Source organism: Pantoea sp. Fr-CA_6, assembly GCF_024520895.1.
In the GTDB taxonomy this organism is placed as follows: Bacteria; Pseudomonadota; Gammaproteobacteria; order Enterobacterales; family Enterobacteriaceae; genus Pantoea; species Pantoea agglomerans.
The window spans coordinates 68,457-84,849 of the sequence record NZ_JALNPO010000001.1 but is presented as its reverse complement, the minus strand read 5'-3'; the positions used below and the strand labels follow the sequence as shown (position 1 = coordinate 84,849).

General features: G+C 54.9%; 16 protein-coding genes and 1 pseudogene. 10 read left to right on the top strand and 7 right to left on the bottom strand.

The annotated features are described in order from the left end of the window. Positions 1 to 25: 25 nt before the first annotated feature. The 4 genes from sapA to NR201_RS00385 all read left to right on the top strand — a co-directional run bounded on the left by sapA (position 26) and on the right by NR201_RS00385 (position 4,168). Positions 26 to 1,648 carry an ABC transporter substrate-binding protein SapA gene (gene sapA / locus NR201_RS00400; RefSeq protein ID WP_256849235.1) on the top strand — a complete coding sequence of 541 codons (1,623 nt, stop codon included), beginning with the start codon at positions 26 to 28 and terminating at the stop codon, positions 1,646 to 1,648. After that, positions 1,649 to 2,614 carry a putrescine export ABC transporter permease SapB gene (gene sapB / locus NR201_RS00395; RefSeq protein WP_010244573.1) on the top strand — a complete coding sequence of 322 codons (966 nt, stop codon included), beginning with the start codon at positions 1,649 to 1,651 and terminating at the stop codon, positions 2,612 to 2,614. A gap of 161 nt (positions 2,615 to 2,775) precedes the next feature. Then, positions 2,776 to 2,982: a hypothetical protein gene (locus tag NR201_RS00390; RefSeq protein WP_010244571.1), complete on the top strand. Its 207-nt coding sequence runs from the start codon at positions 2,776 to 2,778 to the stop codon at positions 2,980 to 2,982. 295 nt (positions 2,983 to 3,277) lie between these two features. Then, positions 3,278 to 4,168 (top strand): GNAT family N-acetyltransferase, encoded by an 891-nt coding sequence (locus tag NR201_RS00385; RefSeq protein ID WP_010244568.1) that lies wholly within the window; start codon positions 3,278 to 3,280, stop codon positions 4,166 to 4,168. A gap of 274 nt (positions 4,169 to 4,442) precedes the next feature. Here NR201_RS00385 and NR201_RS00380 read toward each other — a convergent pair whose 3' ends face one another. Together NR201_RS00380 and NR201_RS00375 are read right to left on the bottom strand one after the other, a co-directional pair. Beyond that, positions 4,443 to 4,784, bottom strand: coding sequence for a helix-turn-helix domain-containing protein (locus NR201_RS00380; protein WP_256849234.1), 342 nt, complete (start codon positions 4,782 to 4,784; stop codon positions 4,443 to 4,445). Between the two features lie 304 nt (positions 4,785 to 5,088). After that, positions 5,089 to 5,211 (bottom strand): hypothetical protein, encoded by a 123-nt coding sequence (locus NR201_RS00375; protein ID WP_255265339.1) that lies wholly within the window; start codon positions 5,209 to 5,211, stop codon positions 5,089 to 5,091. Between the two features lie 156 nt (positions 5,212 to 5,367). Here NR201_RS00375 and NR201_RS00370 point away from each other — a divergent pair, with 156 nt between their 5' ends. Next, on the top strand, positions 5,368 to 5,571 hold the full coding sequence (locus NR201_RS00370; RefSeq protein WP_010244562.1) for a hypothetical protein: 204 nt from the start codon (positions 5,368 to 5,370) through the stop codon (positions 5,569 to 5,571). A 68-nt stretch (positions 5,572 to 5,639) separates the two neighbouring features. Here the strand turns inward: NR201_RS00370 and NR201_RS00365 are convergent. Beyond that, a pseudogene (locus tag NR201_RS00365) lies at positions 5,640 to 5,920 on the bottom strand (Arm DNA-binding domain-containing protein); the annotation flags it as partial. Between the two features lie 174 nt (positions 5,921 to 6,094). Here NR201_RS00365 and sapC point away from each other — a divergent pair. The 5 genes from sapC to NR201_RS00340 all read left to right on the top strand — a co-directional run bounded on the left by sapC (position 6,095) and on the right by NR201_RS00340 (position 11,046). Further along, positions 6,095 to 6,985 (top strand): putrescine export ABC transporter permease SapC, encoded by an 891-nt coding sequence (sapC, locus tag NR201_RS00360; RefSeq protein WP_010670235.1) that lies wholly within the window; start codon positions 6,095 to 6,097, stop codon positions 6,983 to 6,985. Then, positions 6,986 to 7,981 carry a putrescine export ABC transporter ATP-binding protein SapD gene (gene sapD / locus NR201_RS00355; RefSeq protein ID WP_010244553.1) on the top strand — a complete coding sequence of 332 codons (996 nt, stop codon included), beginning with the start codon at positions 6,986 to 6,988 and terminating at the stop codon, positions 7,979 to 7,981. It begins immediately after the preceding gene. 1 nt (position 7,982) lies between these two features. Beyond that, positions 7,983 to 8,786 (top strand): putrescine export ABC transporter ATP-binding protein SapF, encoded by an 804-nt coding sequence (sapF, locus tag NR201_RS00350; protein ID WP_010244550.1) that lies wholly within the window; start codon positions 7,983 to 7,985, stop codon positions 8,784 to 8,786. Between the two features lie 141 nt (positions 8,787 to 8,927). Then, entirely contained in the window at positions 8,928 to 9,716 is a 789-nt protein-coding gene (fabI, locus tag NR201_RS00345; RefSeq protein WP_010244547.1) for an enoyl-ACP reductase FabI, read from the top strand. A 217-nt stretch (positions 9,717 to 9,933) separates the two neighbouring features. Beyond that, positions 9,934 to 11,046: an oxidoreductase gene (locus tag NR201_RS00340; protein WP_256849233.1), complete on the top strand. Its 1,113-nt coding sequence runs from the start codon at positions 9,934 to 9,936 to the stop codon at positions 11,044 to 11,046. Between the two features lie 5 nt (positions 11,047 to 11,051). On the opposite strand, the gene NR201_RS00335 is transcribed toward NR201_RS00340, so the two are convergent. The 4 genes from NR201_RS00335 to NR201_RS00320 all read right to left on the bottom strand — a co-directional run bounded on the left by NR201_RS00335 (position 11,052) and on the right by NR201_RS00320 (position 16,340). Continuing rightward, the gene (locus NR201_RS00335) at positions 11,052 to 11,948 is read right to left on the bottom strand and encodes a LysR family transcriptional regulator (RefSeq protein WP_029519092.1); all 897 of its coding nucleotides are present in this window, start codon (positions 11,946 to 11,948) and stop codon (positions 11,052 to 11,054) included. A gap of 191 nt (positions 11,949 to 12,139) precedes the next feature. Continuing rightward, entirely contained in the window at positions 12,140 to 12,871 is a 732-nt protein-coding gene (locus tag NR201_RS00330; RefSeq protein ID WP_256849232.1) for a YoaK family protein, read from the bottom strand. 151 nt (positions 12,872 to 13,022) lie between these two features. After that, positions 13,023 to 14,567, bottom strand: a complete 1,545-nt coding sequence (locus NR201_RS00325) for a methyl-accepting chemotaxis protein (protein WP_010670240.1) — start codon at positions 14,565 to 14,567, stop codon at positions 13,023 to 13,025. A gap of 186 nt (positions 14,568 to 14,753) precedes the next feature. Further along, positions 14,754 to 16,340, bottom strand: a complete 1,587-nt coding sequence (locus tag NR201_RS00320) for a PTS transporter subunit EIIC (RefSeq protein WP_022625584.1) — start codon at positions 16,338 to 16,340, stop codon at positions 14,754 to 14,756. Positions 16,341 to 16,393 lie beyond the last annotated feature (53 nt).

Here is a 16,393-nt window from a genome sequence, read left to right as displayed (position 1 = left end):
TAATGCCTCAAAATCGTTGAGTTCTATGTCAAAACTATTATGTTCGCTGTTGCTAAGCCTCAGCGTGTTGAGTGCCCCTGCGTGGTCAGCGCCTGCGGGTGATATCCGCCAGACCGGCTTCGTCTATTGCGTCAGCGGCACGCTGAACACCTTTAATCCGCAGATGGCCAGCAGCGGGCTGACTGTCGATACGCTGGCGGCACAACTCTATGACCGCCTGCTGGATGTCGATCCTTACACCTATCGTCTCAAGCCCGATCTGGCGTCCAGCTGGGAAGTGCGCGATAACGGCGCAACGTATCGCTTTCATCTGCGCAGCGGCGTGCAGTTTCAGCAGACGAATCAGTTCCGCCCCACCCGGGCGCTGAACGCCGACGATGTCGTGTTCAGCTTCGCCCGGATGTTTGACCGCAATCACCCCTGGCACAACGTCAACGGCGGCAACTATCCCTACTTTGACAGTCTGCAATTCTCCGACTCCGTGCAGAGCGTGAAGAAAATCGATAACAGGACGGTTGAGTTCAGGTTAAACAGCCCGGATGCGTCGTTCCTGTGGCACATGGCGACCCACTATGCGCCAGTGCTGTCGAAAGAGTATGCCGACCAGCTTACCGCGCAGGGCCGGCAGGAAGAGATGGACAGACAACCGGTTGGCACCGGTCCTTATCAGCTCAGTGAATACCGTACCGGTCAGTACATCCGCCTGGCGCGCAATCCTCACTACTGGAAAGGGGTGCCGCGTCTGCAACAGGCGGTGATCGATCTCGGCTCGGGCGGCACCGGGCGGCTTTCCAAGCTTCTTACCGGTGAATGTGACGTGCTTGCCTATCCCGCGGCCAGCCAGCTCACCATCCTGCGCGATGACCCGCGCCTGCGGATGACGCTGCGTCCCGGCATGAACATCGCCTATCTGGCCTTTAATACCCGCAAGCCGCCGCTCGACCGCCCTGAGGTGCGTCACGCGCTGGCGCTGGCGATCAACAATGAGCGGTTGATGGAGTCAATCTATTACGGCACCGCCGAAACCGCCGCCTCGATATTACCTCGCGCCTCATGGGCATATGATAATGATGCGCGCATCACCAGCTATGATCCGGAGAAGTCCCGTGCCGCGCTGGCGGCTCTGGGCATCAGCGATCTGCATCTGCGGCTGGTGGTGCCTGCCGCGTCGCAGTCGTGGAATCCCAGCCCGCTGAAAACCGCCGAACTGTTGCAGGCGGATCTGGCGCAGGTTGGCGTCCGGCTGACCATTGTGCCGGTAGAGGGGCGTTTTCAGGAGGCGCAGCTGATGGCGATGAATCATGATCTGACACTGTCAGGCTGGGCCACCGACAGTAACGATCCAGACAGTTTCTTCCGGCCGCTGCTCAGTTGTGCGGCGATTCGCTCGCAGACCAATTACGCGCACTGGTGCTCGCCGACCTTTGACGAAACGCTGCAGAATGCGCTGTTATCACAACAACTCTCTGGCCGCATCGACAGTTATGACAAAGCGCAGCAGATTCTGGCGCAGGAGTTGCCGGTGCTGCCGCTGGCATCCTCTCTGCGACTGCAGGCGTTTCGTCATGATATTAAAGGGCTGGTCCTGAGTCCGTTTGGCAACGCCTCGTTTGCCGGGGTTTATCGTGAAAGCGATAAGGAAAAGTAAGTGATTATCTATATTTTGCGGCGCCTGCTGCTACTGATCATTACCCTGTTTCTGCTGTCGCTGGTGAGCTTCAGCCTGAGCTACTTTACACCTGACGCCCCGCTGGAAGGCGCGGCGCTCTCGGACGCCTGGTGGTTCTGGTTTAAAGGGATGCTGCAGTTTGATTTCGGCGTCTCCAGCACCAACGGTCAGGAGATTGGCCTGCAATTGCGTGAAGTTTTCCCGGCCACCATGGAGTTGTGCATCCTGGCGTTTCTGTTCGCGCTGCTGGTCGGGATCCCGCTGGGGATCTGTGCCGGCGTGATGCGCAATAAATGGCAGGACAAAACCATCAGTGCGCTGGCGCTGATTGGCTTCTCTGCGCCAATTTTCTGGCTGGCGCTACTGCTGACGCTGTTCTTCTCGCTGACGCTGGGCTGGCTGCCGGTGTCCGGTCGTCACGACCTGCTCTATCCGGTGCAGAGTGTCACGGGCTTTGCGCTGATTGATGCCTGGATGAGTCCTTCGCCCTGGCGACATGAGATGATAATCAGCGTCCTGAACCACCTGATTTTACCGGTGCTGGTGCTGGCGATGGCGCCGACGACGGAAGTGATCCGCCTGCTGCGCAACAGCACCAGCGACGTGATGGACAAAAATTATGTCAAAGCGGCGGCCACGCGGGGTCTTTCGCCGTTTACCGTGATCCGCCGCCACGTGCTGCATAATGCGCTGCCGCCGGTGATCCCGCGTCTGGGTCTGCAATTTTCCACCATGCTGACGCTGGCGATGATCACCGAGATGGTCTTTAACTGGCCGGGTCTGGGCCGCTGGTTGATAAACGCGATTCGACAGCAGGATTACGCGGCGATCTCCGCTGGCGTGATGGTGATTGGCGGGCTGGTGATTCTGGTCAATGTGATTTCTGACGTGATTGGTGCGGCCATGAATCCGCTGAAACATAAGGAATGGTATGCCCTCCGCTAACGCTCAGGGCGCTAAGGGCGCTAAGGCAAAACATAGAATAAACATATGACTTTTGTCTTTCAGAAGTCGTGCTGCAAGCAGGCATTGATGTACACGAATATTGTTCCTGCAGAAACCGATTTAAGTTCGAAGCGTAATAATTAATGAGGAGATGAACATTTATGGATGAAGTTGATCTGGCACAGGAGCGTGAAGAAGCGCATCTCGCTGCCTCTCTGGCAGCTCGTAAGGCCAAACTTAAAAGCCCAAACGGCTTATGCATCTGGTGCAAAGATGAGCCCGTAGTGGCTGAAACTGCTTTCTGTTCAAGCGAGTGTGATGAGGATTATCATAAGCATCGCCGGGAGCAGAGCCAGCGGATTGTTTGAAAGAGAATGAAGTCACCCGGTCAGGCTATTACGCGGGTGACTCAGATAAACTTGATATAAATGTCAGGCAGCCCTCACAAATATAAAGCAATAAAACGACATCGCTTGATAGATTCTTGATATTTCCTTGCCTTTACGTTGATAAAAAAAATACATAATGCCCTGATTAAAATGTCACAGCAGAGACCATCTGTCCGGAATTAGTGACAGGAAAAGATAGCATAGGGTGGCTGACATTCAGGAGCCATCTTTTTAACTCGATTTATCAGAACAACTATCAGGTTTAACATTTTATATGAGCCACTTCAAAAGAATGCTTTACGGCTGGGAAAAATCCGACGCTGGCATTTATGAGCACTGTTTTAACCGTTTTGGCGGGAGTGTTAATATGCATCCTGACGTGATCAGGTTTTTCTCATCTCGCACAGGTCATGAGGCAACGTATTTTCATAAAGTAAAGCAAGGTGGCTATATTGCCGCATATGCCCTGCTGGATCACTCACGGATAGGTGTCGATCAATGGAAAAAATTCCCGCTATCTTATGATGAGATCATGGTGCCGGCGGCTAAAAATGCCTCGATGCTTTTCCCTGAAAGAACCAATAAAATGTCACATTTCAACAAGCACAATTTCATAAATTTTAACTTTTCTTTTGCCCGAAAAAATAAAGTGTGCTTTGTAAAAGAGAGCTATTCAGTTAAAACAGAAAAGAATCGCCGCAACGAATACAACCGGTTCATACGTGCGGGTGGCCGCTGCTGTGATATGAATCAATTCAGCCCTGAAGAGCTGGCAGACTATTATATCTTCCTTTTTAAATCCCGTTTTTCTGACAGCATAACCTGTTATTCCAGGGAGAACCTGATCACGCTTATCATTGCCATGAAAAGGATGCTCTTCGGCTATATTCTTTTTGTAGGGGACGAGCCGTGCGCGATGGATCTGCTCTTCATGGCTGAGAGTGAACACATTATCTATTTTGATGTGCCAAACGGCGGCGTTAACATGAAATATTCGGACCTTAGCCCGGGAAGTTTACTTATGTGGAAAAACATTGGTGCGGCACGGGACTACTGTAAGCAGACGGGCAAAGAGATGAGGCTTTCAATCGGTTCACTTGATAAAGAATGGACGTATAAGCTTCGCTGGGCGGATGCGCACTCCACGGGGAAAACAATTTTTTAATCTTTCAGGAGAGGCTGGCTTATTTTCTGCAACAAAGCGGCTAAAAATTAGCACAAAACCGCGCGTTCCTGAATTGCCAGGCACCCATGAAGGGTGTTTAAAGATAAAACGTTTAATCTCAGGGCCGATTTTAATTTTTTATGCATCGCGGTCCTTCCCCGCCGTCCTGTAGATAATAATTTTCTGCGGATGCAATCAGGTAAACCTACGGCATTATGTAAGCTATCAACCGCTGCCTCAAATGGCGTCATCGCTGGGGAAACAGAGAGAGTTTTTATCTGATTTTTTTTGCAGCATCAGTAATTCGCCAGATGCCAGGAGGCATACCAAAATGTCGTGAGAAGGCGCGAGTGAACGTTTGCTGTGAGTCGTAGTTGAACTGATCAGCCACCTCTGCAATAGTGGCTTCAGTAAACCTTAAGCTCAGCGAGGCCGCCTGTATTCTGGTGTTATTAATATATTTCCCGAGGCTGACTCCGCAATGCTTTGTGAACATTCTGTTAAGGTGCCATTTTGAATATCCACTTTTTTTAGCAACTTTATCCAGGCTTATTTTTTCATCCGCATGATCATCAATCCATTTTATTAATGCATTAAAGAAGTTTTTATCTGTCATGCCATTCCCCTTTTGCGTTTTTTGCAGTACCTTTTAAAGGTAACGCATTGCCGCACTAAATTTAATTATAAACTGATCGTTTACACGTTTCTTTTCTAAGATTTTTTTACTCTATTCTCGCCACTGATTTATCTCCTTTAGTAAAGAGTTCCCTCTCAGGACCCGACTATCCCTCAAAGTCATCAATATACAATCAGGAAATGATGAAGAATCTGTCAACGTTGCACAAAAAGTGATCTCTGTTGAGGCGAACGTCTTAGGTGTTGGATTATCCGTCTTCTGTAGATGATTTACGGTGTATTACTCATGCAGCATCATGAACGATTTCCTGTGCGGGTTCCGGCAGGGTTTCAGTAGTGAGCCATTCGCGTAGCGCGTCTGCACCTGAAACCGCCAGGCGGGCATGCTTCCACAGCGGTCTGAACACCGGGACACCTGAAGCCAGCCGGTAATCGCGCATAATATCGGAATCAGGTAATTCACTGAGATGCCTGATATTTTCAGGATAGTCTAAAATTCTTTAAGTAGGCGTCAGCAACAAACCTCGCGGTAACGACGCGGTTTATCAGAAAGAGGACGAAAAATGAAATTCGCTGTAATTTTTGAAGATACCGGCGTTGAAGAGGAACATGAGTTTGACACCAAACCTGTTGCCGGAGATTTAGTGACGTTAACGCGCGATGGGATAGGTAAAGATTATATCGTGATCATTGAGCCGGATCCTGACCACACCCATGACGATGGGCCTGACGGACACCCGACAAAGGCCAGGGTCCGGCCAGCGTAGCCTCCGCTAAGATCTACTCCGCCGCCCAACAGGGCGGTTTTTATTGCCTGTTATCCGGAGGTGAATATGACTTTTTTCAGGCTGTTCAGGATGATATGCCGACGCGGATCATAACCCTTTGCAATCCAGAGCCGAAATTGCTGACGCCGTTTCCTTGCCTGTAACAGGGATATCGACGGATAATCCCCTGTAGTCAGCTGACGGGCTAAGCCTCCCAGCGATAACGTTAGAAAAATGTCACGTTGCCTCAAATGGAGAGCCTGACATTAAGTCCGGACGAGTCGAAGATAACCTCTGCTTTGTCGCGGCGCTTACCCAGCGCTTTCCTGAGCTTAGTGTCTGTCTGCAATGTGTACATCTTCTTTGCGTCTACGCAGAGGTGTACACAAAACACATAAATTACCGCTACTCAGAGTCAGCCATGATAAAGAAACATAAAGCATGTCCTCAGGATAACCCTCTGATATGAATGATTTTTATAAAGAAACGTTGTCCGAACTCAAGCACAATAAAGTGAAAGCGTATGCCCTCCGATAATATCTACGCCGAAAAACGCCTGCCCAGCGCGTTTCGTCAGAGCTGGCACCATTTCTATGGCAACCCGATTTCGATGGTCGGGCTGTATGGCTTTGGCGCACTGCTGCTGCTCTGTCTGTTTGGCGGGCTGATAGCGCCATACGATATCGATCAGCAGTTCCTGGGTTATCAGTTGCTGCCGCCATCCTGGTCACACTACGGCGATGTCTCCTTCTTTCTCGGCACTGACGATCTGGGTCGGGATGTGCTGAGCCGCCTGCTGAGCGGTGCGGGCCCGACGGTGGGTTCGGCGATTCTGGTGACGCTGTTCGCCACGCTTGGCGCGCTGGTGCTGGGCGTACTGGCGGGCATGACGCATGGCATACGCTCGGCGGTGATGAACCACGTGCTGGACACCCTGCTCTCTATTCCGTCGCTGTTACTGGCGATTATCGTGGTGGCGTTTCTCGGACCGCGACTCGAGCATGCACTGCTGGCAGTCTGGCTGGCGCTGATTCCACGTCTGGTGCGCGAGATTTATAGTGCCGTGCATGATGAGCTGGAAAAAGAGTATGTGGTGGCGGCACGTCTTGACGGTGCCAGAGGCCGCAACATCCTGCGCTACGCCATTTTGCCTAACATTTTACCGTTGCTGATCACCGAAATTACCCGCGCGCTATCGATGGCGATTCTGGATATTGCCGCACTCGGGTTTCTCGACCTGGGCGCGCAGCTGCCTTCGCCCGAATGGGGAGCGATGCTGGGTGATTCGCTGGAGCTGATCTACGTCGCCCCCTGGACCGTTATGCTGCCGGGTGTGGCACTGATGGTCAGCGTATTAATTGTTAACCTGCTCGGTGACGGCATCCGTCGCGCCGTCGAAGCGGGAGTGGAATAAATGCCGTTACTCGATATCCGTAATCTGACCATTGAATTTATGACCGCTGACGGACCGGTCAAAGCGGTCGATCGCGTCAATCTGACGCTGGGCGAAGGTGAAATCCGTGGCCTGGTCGGTGAGTCCGGCTCCGGTAAGAGTCTGGTTGCCAAGGCGATCTGCGGCGTAACTAACGATAACTGGCGTGTCACCGCCGATCGCATGGTATTTGATGATGTCGACCTGCTGCGCCTGTCGTCGCGCGAGCGCCGCCGCATTATCGGACATAACGTCTCGATGATTTTTCAGGAGCCGCAATCCTGTCTGGATCCCTCTGAAAGCATAGGTCGTCAGCTGATGCAGGTGATCCCGCGCTGGACGTATAAAGGTCCGTGGCTGAAACGCTTCTGGTTCTGGCGCAAAACCCGCGCCATCGAACTGCTGCATCGCGTCGGCATTAAAGATCACAAAGATATAATGCGCAGCTTCCCCTATGAGCTGACCGAAGGCGAATGCCAGAAAGTCATGATCGCGATTGCGCTGGCTAATCAGCCGCGTCTGCTGATTGCCGATGAGCCGACGAATGCCATGGAACCCACTACGCAGGCGCAGATTTTCCGCCTGCTGAGCCGTCTGAACCAGAATAACAACACCACCATTCTGTTGATCAGTCATGACCTGCGCACCATGAGCCAGTGGGCGGACCGTATCAACGTGATGTACTGTGGTCAGACGGTAGAAACCGCCCAGAGCGAAGATTTAATGAGTACGCCGCACCATCCTTATACTCAGGCGCTGATTCGGGCGATGCCCGATTTTGGACGATCCCTGCCGCACAAAAGCCGTCTCAATACCCTGTCAGGGGCGATCCCGTCGCTGGAGAGCCTGCCGATTGGCTGTCGTCTGGGGCCACGTTGCCCTTATGCGCAGCGCAAATGTATTGAAACGCCACGGCTCACCGGCAGCAAAACGCATCTTTATGCCTGTCATTTCCCGCTGAATATGGAGGGCCAGTAGCATGGAGACCCTGCTGGAAGTGCGCAACCTGAGTAAAACCTTTCGCTATCGCACGGGCCTGTTCCGCCGTCAGCACGTTGAGGCGGTGAAGTCGGTCAGTTTTACCCTACGCGAGAGGCAGACGCTGGCGATAATCGGCGAAAATGGCTCCGGCAAGTCCACGCTGGCGAAGATGCTCAGCGGCATGGTCGCCCCTACCGAAGGTGAGATTCTGATAGACGATCATCCGCTGACATTCGGCGATTATGGCTATCGCAGTCAGCGCATCCGCATGATTTTCCAGGACCCCTCAACCTCCCTGAATCCGCGTCAGCGTATCAGCCAGATTCTGGAGTTCCCGCTGCGGCTTAATACCGATCTCAGCGCGGAGGATCGAGAGAAACGCATTATCGCCACCCTGCGTCAGGTGGGATTACTGCGCGATCACGCCGGCTATTATCCGCACATGCTGGCACCCGGTCAGAAGCAGCGTCTGGGGCTGGCCCGCGCGTTGATTTTGCAACCCAAAGTGATTGTGGCCGATGAAGCGCTGGCCTCACTGGATATGACCATGCGTTCCCAGCTGGTGAATCTGATGCTGGAACTGCAGGAGAAGCATGGTATCGCATACATTTATGTTACCCAGCATCTGGGGATGATGAAGCACATCAGCGATAAGGTGCTGGTGATGCATCAGGGCGAAGTGGTCGAGCGCGGCGGCACCGCTGATGTACTGGCCTCCCCGCTACACGATCTGACCCGACGATTGATCAGCAGCCACTTTGGCGAAGCATTGAGTGCTGAAGCCTGGCGGCGCGAGCGCTGATTTTTGCTGCATATCGCGGAAATTGCGGGCCGATTTACCTGATTTATGAGAGACGTGCTAGAATCCGCACGTCGATTAACGTCGGTCGCTTACTTTTTAACCATGCGGCCGCCAACTACAATGACCATAAGGATTACAGCTATGGGTTTTCTTTCCGGTAAGCGCATTCTGATTACTGGCGTTGCCAGTAAACTTTCCATCGCCTACGGTATTGCACAGGCGATGCACAAACAGGGCGCAGAACTGGCTTTCACCTACCAGAACGACAAATTAAAAGGTCGTGTGGAAGAGTTTGCCAAAGATTTGGGTTCAGACATCGTGCTGCCATGTGACGTAGCCGAAGATGAGAGCATCAAATCTCTGTTCACTGAACTGGCAAAAACCTGGCCGAAATTTGACGGTTTCGTTCACTCTATCGGTTTCGCCCCTGGCGAGCAGCTGGTTGGCGACTACGTGAACGCCGTTACCCGCGAAGGCTTTAAAATCGCGCATGACATCAGTGCTTACAGCTTCGTCGCGATGGCCAAAGAGTGCCGCGAGATGCTGAATCCACACTCTGCGCTGCTGACCCTCTCTTACCTGGGTGCTGAGCGCGCGATCCCGAACTACAACGTGATGGGTCTGGCGAAAGCGTCGCTGGAAGCCAACGTGCGCTACATGGCAAACGCCATGGGCCCGGAAGGCGTGCGTGTTAACGCCGTTTCTGCCGGTCCAATCCGCACCCTGGCAGCATCAGGCATCAAAGATTTCCGTAAGATGCTGGCACACTGCGAAGCGGTCACCCCGATTCGCCGTACCGTTACCATCGAAGATGTCGGCAACTCAGCAGCATTCCTCTGCTCTGACCTGGCTGGCGGCATCACCGGTGAAGTGGTACACGTTGATGGCGGCTTCAGCATCGCCGCAATGAACGAACTGGAACTGAAATAAGTTCTGCAAGGGCGAGCCTGGCTCGCCCTTCTCTTTGCTCCCGCCTCGCCCTTCCTGCCTGATTTCGCTGCCGTTATACCGTAACGCTATTAATTATCACCGATCAATCTTTTGCCCCGGACTAGCCATCAGCGACGATAAGCCTGCCCTTCGGTTTATGCACATTTTCAGATTCTGCCGCCTGCATACCGAACCCGAATTTGCAAAAGGATTGATCATGGAACAACGCCGCTATACGGGCCATAACCACTGGTTTTACGAGAGCCAGACCAGTCCACGTACCTCACAGGCCGCACCGCTGGTGCCCGAGGCCGCCCATATTGATGACCGTTTTTTGCTGGGATGTTACGCCGATGACAACGTGGTGCAGTCACTGCTGCGCACCAATCAGCCCGCCCTGCTGGCGGCGCGCGATCTGGCACAGCTGCTGTTCCCCGACCGCGTCGTCACCACGCTCACGCATACCTTAACGCTTTACGATCGCCTCAGCACGGCGCTGACGGTGGCGCAGGTGGCGGGTGTACAGCGGCTGTGTAATCACTACTCTGCCCGCCTCAATCCGTTGCCCGGGCCCGACTCCTCACGTGAAAGTAATAATCGCCTCACCCAGATTACGCAATATGCACGCCAGCTGGCGATGCAGCCTGAGCTGATCAGCGCCAGCGCCATCACTGCCCTGGATGCGGTCGGTCTGACAGAGCCCGATATTGTGACGCTGAATCAGGTGATCGGCTTTGTCAGTTATCAGGCGCGGGTGGTCGCCGGTTTACAGGCGCTGCAGGCCCAGCCGGTACGCTGGCTGCCCGGCAGCACTGCACCACCGGATGCTGAGGCCGCAGGTTTTGATCAGCCTGCCCGCTGGCAGCCGGTGCTGAAACCGCTGGAGTTGCGGTATGCCAGTGCTGAGCAGCTCGCTGCCATTACCCGCTGTCAGTCGCTGCCGGGAATGCAGGACGCGGTATGGCTGCTGGCACACGATCCCTCAGTGCTCTATGGCTGGGCGCAACTGCGTCAGCATCTTACTCAGGACAATACTCTGGCAGAAGCGACGGCCGCCCGTATTCTGGGCAGTCGCTGGGCGTTCCGGCTGCTGGCCGGAAATGAGATGTTAATTGAGGGCGTGGATGACGCGGGAGCAAAAGACCAGGAGCAGCAGATTATTGCGCTGGCGGCGCAGCTGACCCGTTCGCCAGAGCGTTTCAGCGCGGCCCATCTGCAGCCGCTAATGGAGGCGGGCTGGGAGGCTGATGCGCTGTTCGCGCTGATACAAAGTGTCGCCATAGGCAACTGGAACAGCCGCCTGTTTTACGCCCTGGGCGAATCGCAGTAACCGCGTTAAACCGGCAGCAGACCGCGCGCTTCGTCGAAAAAGTGCTGTGCCAGCGGTGTAGCACGGCCAGGCTCAGCGATGACCAGCGCCGCCTGGCGCGCCATCGGCGGCAGCGTGATGGCGCGCTGCTGCAGCCCCTGGAGTGAAGCGGACAGCAGATGACCGACCGGCGACACCAGCAGCCCCAGGCCGACCTGCGCGCACTGCATCAGCTGCATGACAGAGGCGCTCTCCACGATCACCCGGGGTACCAGCGCCGCCTCGCGAAAAGCCATATCAAGATAACGCCGGAAATAACGCGTCGGCTCCGCCAGGCAGAGCGGCTGTTGTGCCACTTCATCAAGCGTCAGCGCGGTTTCCCCCACCAGCTCAGGAAAATGGTCGGGATGGAATATGGCTTCAACGCCCCGGTCTGCCAGCATCTCGGTCTGAAAATGGAGTTCACGCAGTGTTGCCATCTCGAAAAAACCGATCCCGACATCCACGGTGTGGCTGTTGAGCGCTTCCAGCAACTGGTCAGCACTCAGCACCGCAATGCGATAGTCGAGCTGAGGATAACGCGCCTGGACCGCTTTCAGCAGCAGCGGCAGTGCCATGCTGCACTGCGGCACCACGCCAACCCGCAGCGTACCGTTCACCCCATGCTTCAGCGATTCCACTTCAAGCTTCAGCCCCTGATAGACCGAAACGATTTCCCGCGCCCATGCCAGCACACGGTCGCCCTCTGGGGTAAATCCGGCAAAGTTATTGCTGCGGTTAATCAGCGGCAGGCCCAGCTCGCGCTCAAGATTTTTCAGGCGCATAGAGAGGGTTGGCTGTGTAACAAAACTGGCTTCCGCGGCCCGCCCGAAATGGCGTTCACGCTCCAGGTTACACAAGTAAATGAGTTGTTTAATGTCGATGTTAATTATCCATCAGCAGGTTGAAGGCTGTTCGCATTACTGTCTCGTTCGCAGGATCAACCAGAGTATAAGGCTGAATGTTACCCCGCGCAGGCTCGGATGTTTTAACCGCACGGTTCATTTGCACAGGCGGATCGATGAAATCAGGACTCCGCGCCGCACTGGTTTACGCATCAGTGAGGGTAGCGCACTTAAATTATCGCGCCCTGTTGTTTTGCTGGCTTAGTGAATATGGCATTCAGCGCCAGACAGATTAACCCGAACCCCACTGGCAGCAGGAAATCGTAGCTAAGCAGCCGGTAAAGCCCGATTCCGGCTATCCCTCCTGCAAGGAAAGAAAGCAGGGTCAGACAGTGCAGTCGCAACCGGCTCAGATAGAGCGGCGCCTCTTTCGGTGACGCTTTACGTCGCAGCACCTCAAACAGCATTGCCAGCTCAATACCGATATCGGTCGCCGTGCCGGAGATATGGGTAGTGCGAACGCGGGCATTGGAGATCCGCGTCACCACCGCATTTTGCAGCCCCATTAAAAAGCTCAGGCTCATGATCAACACGACACCGGGCGACTGCGGCGGAAAGTGATTTTCAATCACCCCCAGTGCAATCAGCGCGCCGCCCTCAATCAGGATGACAAAGGCATAGATGGTGCGGATATTTCTGCGGTGCCCGGCATTAATGATCAGCGTTGAACACATGGAACCCGCAATAAACAGAAGAACGATCGACAAAAAAAACAGGCCAGGCCCCAGATTCGCTTTTGCCAGATGATCGGACAGCAGCGAGACATTACCGGTCATGTTGGCTGAAAAAAAACCGACGATCTCAAAGGCTGCGGTATTCAGTGCGCCTGCGGCAGCGGCAAGCGTACAGGCCAGTCGGGTATCCGCGCTGTTGCTACGGGCACTTTCCGTGCTGATTAGCATGACCACCCCATATTTACTGGAAAGCCTTATAATCCGCCGATTAGCCCTGCGCCACAAGGCACTGCATCAAACTCTCCCTTCTCTGTCGGGCATTACTCAGCATCGGGGCTCCGGACTCCGCGCTGCATAAACTCAGCGCGGAGCCCCCTGATTAACGGTTTGCCAGACGGAAGGTGGAGACCGACTGCGTCAGATACTGCACCTGCTCTTCCAGCGAGGCAGATGCCGCGGCAGACTCCTGCACCAGCGCCGAGTTCTGCTGTGTGACGCTGTCCATCTCGGTAACCGCCTGCTCAATCTGACCGATACCGCGACTCTGTTCATCAGAAGCGGTTGAGATGTGCTCCATCAGCAGATTCACGCGGCTGACAGAGGAGATAATGGCGCTCATCGCCTCACCGGTCCGGCTGACCTGATCGGAACCGGCGTGGATGATCGAAACAGATTCCGCAATCAGCCCCTCAATCTCTTTGGCTGCGGTAGCGCTGCGCTGGGCCAGATTACGGACTTCCCCTGCCACCACCGCAAAACCGCGACCCTGTTCACCCGCCCTGGCGGCTTCCACTGCCGCGTTCAGCGCCAGAATATTGGTCTGGAAGGCGATGCTGTCGATCACGGTGGTGATCTCCTCGATCTTCTTCGAGCTGGCATTAATCAGCGCCATCGATGTCACCACTTCCTGCGAGACCTTTTCGCCGCTTTCCGCGTTTTTCACCGCTTCACTGGTCAGGCGGCAGGCTTCAAAGACGTTTTCAGTGTTCTGTTTCACCGTTGCGCCCAGCTGCTCCATGCTGGCAGCGGTTTCCGTCAGCGCGGCAGCCTGCTGTTCTGTTCGCGAGGCGAGATCGATGTTGCCCGCCGCAATCTCCTGAGAGGCGGTGGAGACTGAGCGGGTTGAATCGCGCACCTGGAGAATAATGGCGGTCAGCGCGCTGCGCATCTGCTCCAGCGAGCCCATCAGCAACTGAATTTCACTGCGCGAACCGGCTTTGACCGGCACCGTGGTATCCAGGACGCCCGCCGCAATCAGCTTGCAGTGTTCCTGCGCATCATTGATCGGCGAAAGCACATAGCGCTTCATGAAGATGTAAATGGCGACGATGATGGCGAAAAACAGCACCCCAAACAGCCCCAGCAGGGTAATGCCGGAGGTGAAGTGACTCTGTGCATCGCTGTTAAGCTTTTTGGCATAGGTTTCATGCTGGGCCAGCACCCGGTCCAGAATGATTTCATACTGACGGTCAAGGCGAACCACGGTGGCGATCTGATTTTTAAAGCGCACCTGATCGTGCGCCTCTGCCGCCTCAATCAACGGCTGTAAACCCTGCTGACGATAGGCCTGATAAGCCTGGCTATAAGCGTCGGCTTCCGCCTCTTCGCCCGGCAGACGCGGCGCGTTCATATAGGCCTGAAATGCAGCATCCGCTTTGCTGGCCACGGTCCGAACGCTGTCCAGCGTGGCGGGATTATTTGCGTCACTGCCCTCAATCTCCTTCATGTACTCCATCAGACGCACACGCAGCGTGCGGCTGTGGTTAATGGGGTCAATCACCGAGAGCACCACACGGATCTCTTTGTTAACCGCATTCAGCGAGTGATTGCTCTGGATCAGCAACCAGGTGCTGATTGCCACGCTGGTGAGAAACAGCGCCAGCAGGAAGGAGAAGATAATCAGGGAGGATTTTTTTAACGACATCGCGGTGTTCCGAAAAGTAAGAGGATTAGTCGCTATATCGGCAGAAAGGTACGGCCCATTAGGGCTGGGCTTTTTTTAGTTACAATAAGCGGGACGGCAGCGGGCGGAGCGCTCCGGGGAACAGGGGCTAACCGCCCACGGGCATCGGACGGTTAGCGTTGTGACGAAGAGTGAAACAGGCTGCCGTTAAGCGACGCCCAGCGCCATTTTTACCTCGTTGGCGATCTTCTCGACCTGCGGGCCGTAGATCACCTGAATGTCGTGCTCACTGACGCGATTGACCCCATTGGCACCGGTGCTCATCAGCGTCTGATCGACCACCTGATTCATCTCCCTGACCCGCACGCGCAGCCGGGTAAAGCAGCAATCGACATCCTCGATATTGGCCTGCCCGCCCAGCCCGCTGATAATTACCTGAGTCCGTTCATCCGCGGCGACCTGTTGCGGTTTCTCATCCTCCGATTCACGGCCTGGCGTTTCAACATTCATCCGGGTAATCACCAGCCGGAAAGCGTAGTAGTAGATCGGCGCATAGATCACGCCCAGCGCCAGCGTCCACCACCAGTGGGTTTTTGCTCCACCCAGCATGCCGAACACCACCAGGTCGATAACACCGCCCTGCACGTTGCCAATCATCAGATGCAGCATCGACATCAGCATAAACGACAGGCCGGTCAGGAAAGCGTGCAGCAGATAGAGCACCGGCGAGACAAAGATAAAGCAGAACTCCAGCGGTTCGGTGATGCCGGTGGTGAACGAGGTCAGCGCCCCCGCCATGACCAGTGCTTTGACCCGCTGTTTATGCTCGGGTCGGGCGGTATGGTAGATCGCCAGCGCCGCGGCGGGCAGGCCGAACATCATCACCGGAATCTTGCCCTGCGCCAGAAACTGCGTGGCGGTGCGCAGCGTCTCATCGGGGATCGATCCCGGATGAGTCAGCGACGCGTTGAAGATGTTCAGTGCGCCAACCACGGTCTGACCATCGACCACCGCCATGCCGCCAATAGGCGTGAAACGCACGGTTTCGTTAAGGATGTGATGCAGGCCGGTGGGGATCAGGATGCGCTCAAAGGCCCCCAGCAGAAAAGCGCCATACTGCCCGCTTTTGCCAATCATCTGTCCAATCCAGGCGATACCGTCGCCAATGGTCGGCCAGATCAGCGCCAGCAAGACCCCAATCAGTGGCAGACAGACCACGGTCACAATCGGCACAAAACGCCGTCCGCCAAAGAAGCTGATCGCGGTAGGCAGTTGCTGGGTATAAAAGCGATTGTGCAGCGCTACCGTTACCAGTCCGGCAATCACCCCGCCCAGTACGCTCATGTTGTAGGTAAAGACGCCCAGCATGTTGATATATTCCGCCGAGGTCATCATGGCGGAGGTCTGATCCATCCCCGCCTGTTGCAGGGCTGCAGGTGTGGTGGTGGCGGCGGTGATCCCTTTGGCCGCCAGCGTCGCGCTGATACCAACGTTCATCACGATATAGCCAATCACCGCGGCAAAGGCGGCGGTAGGTTTTTCCGCTTTCGCCAGTCCGATGGCACTCGCTACCGCAAAGAAGACCGGCAGATTAGCGAATAGCGCTCCGGCAACCTTGCGAATAAAGCCGATAATTAACTGCGGCACCTGCATCTGCGCAAAGGCATCGCCGGTGACCGCCGGGTTCTGCATGGCCGCCGCCAGCCCAAGGAAGATACCTGCGGCAGCGATGACCGAGATTGGCATCATCAACGCTTTGCCAAATGCATGAATCTGGCTGGTCAGCTGTTTCATGGAGTCGTGCCCTCTCTGATTGTGAACAGCAAGTATTAGCCTGTTGTCGGGAG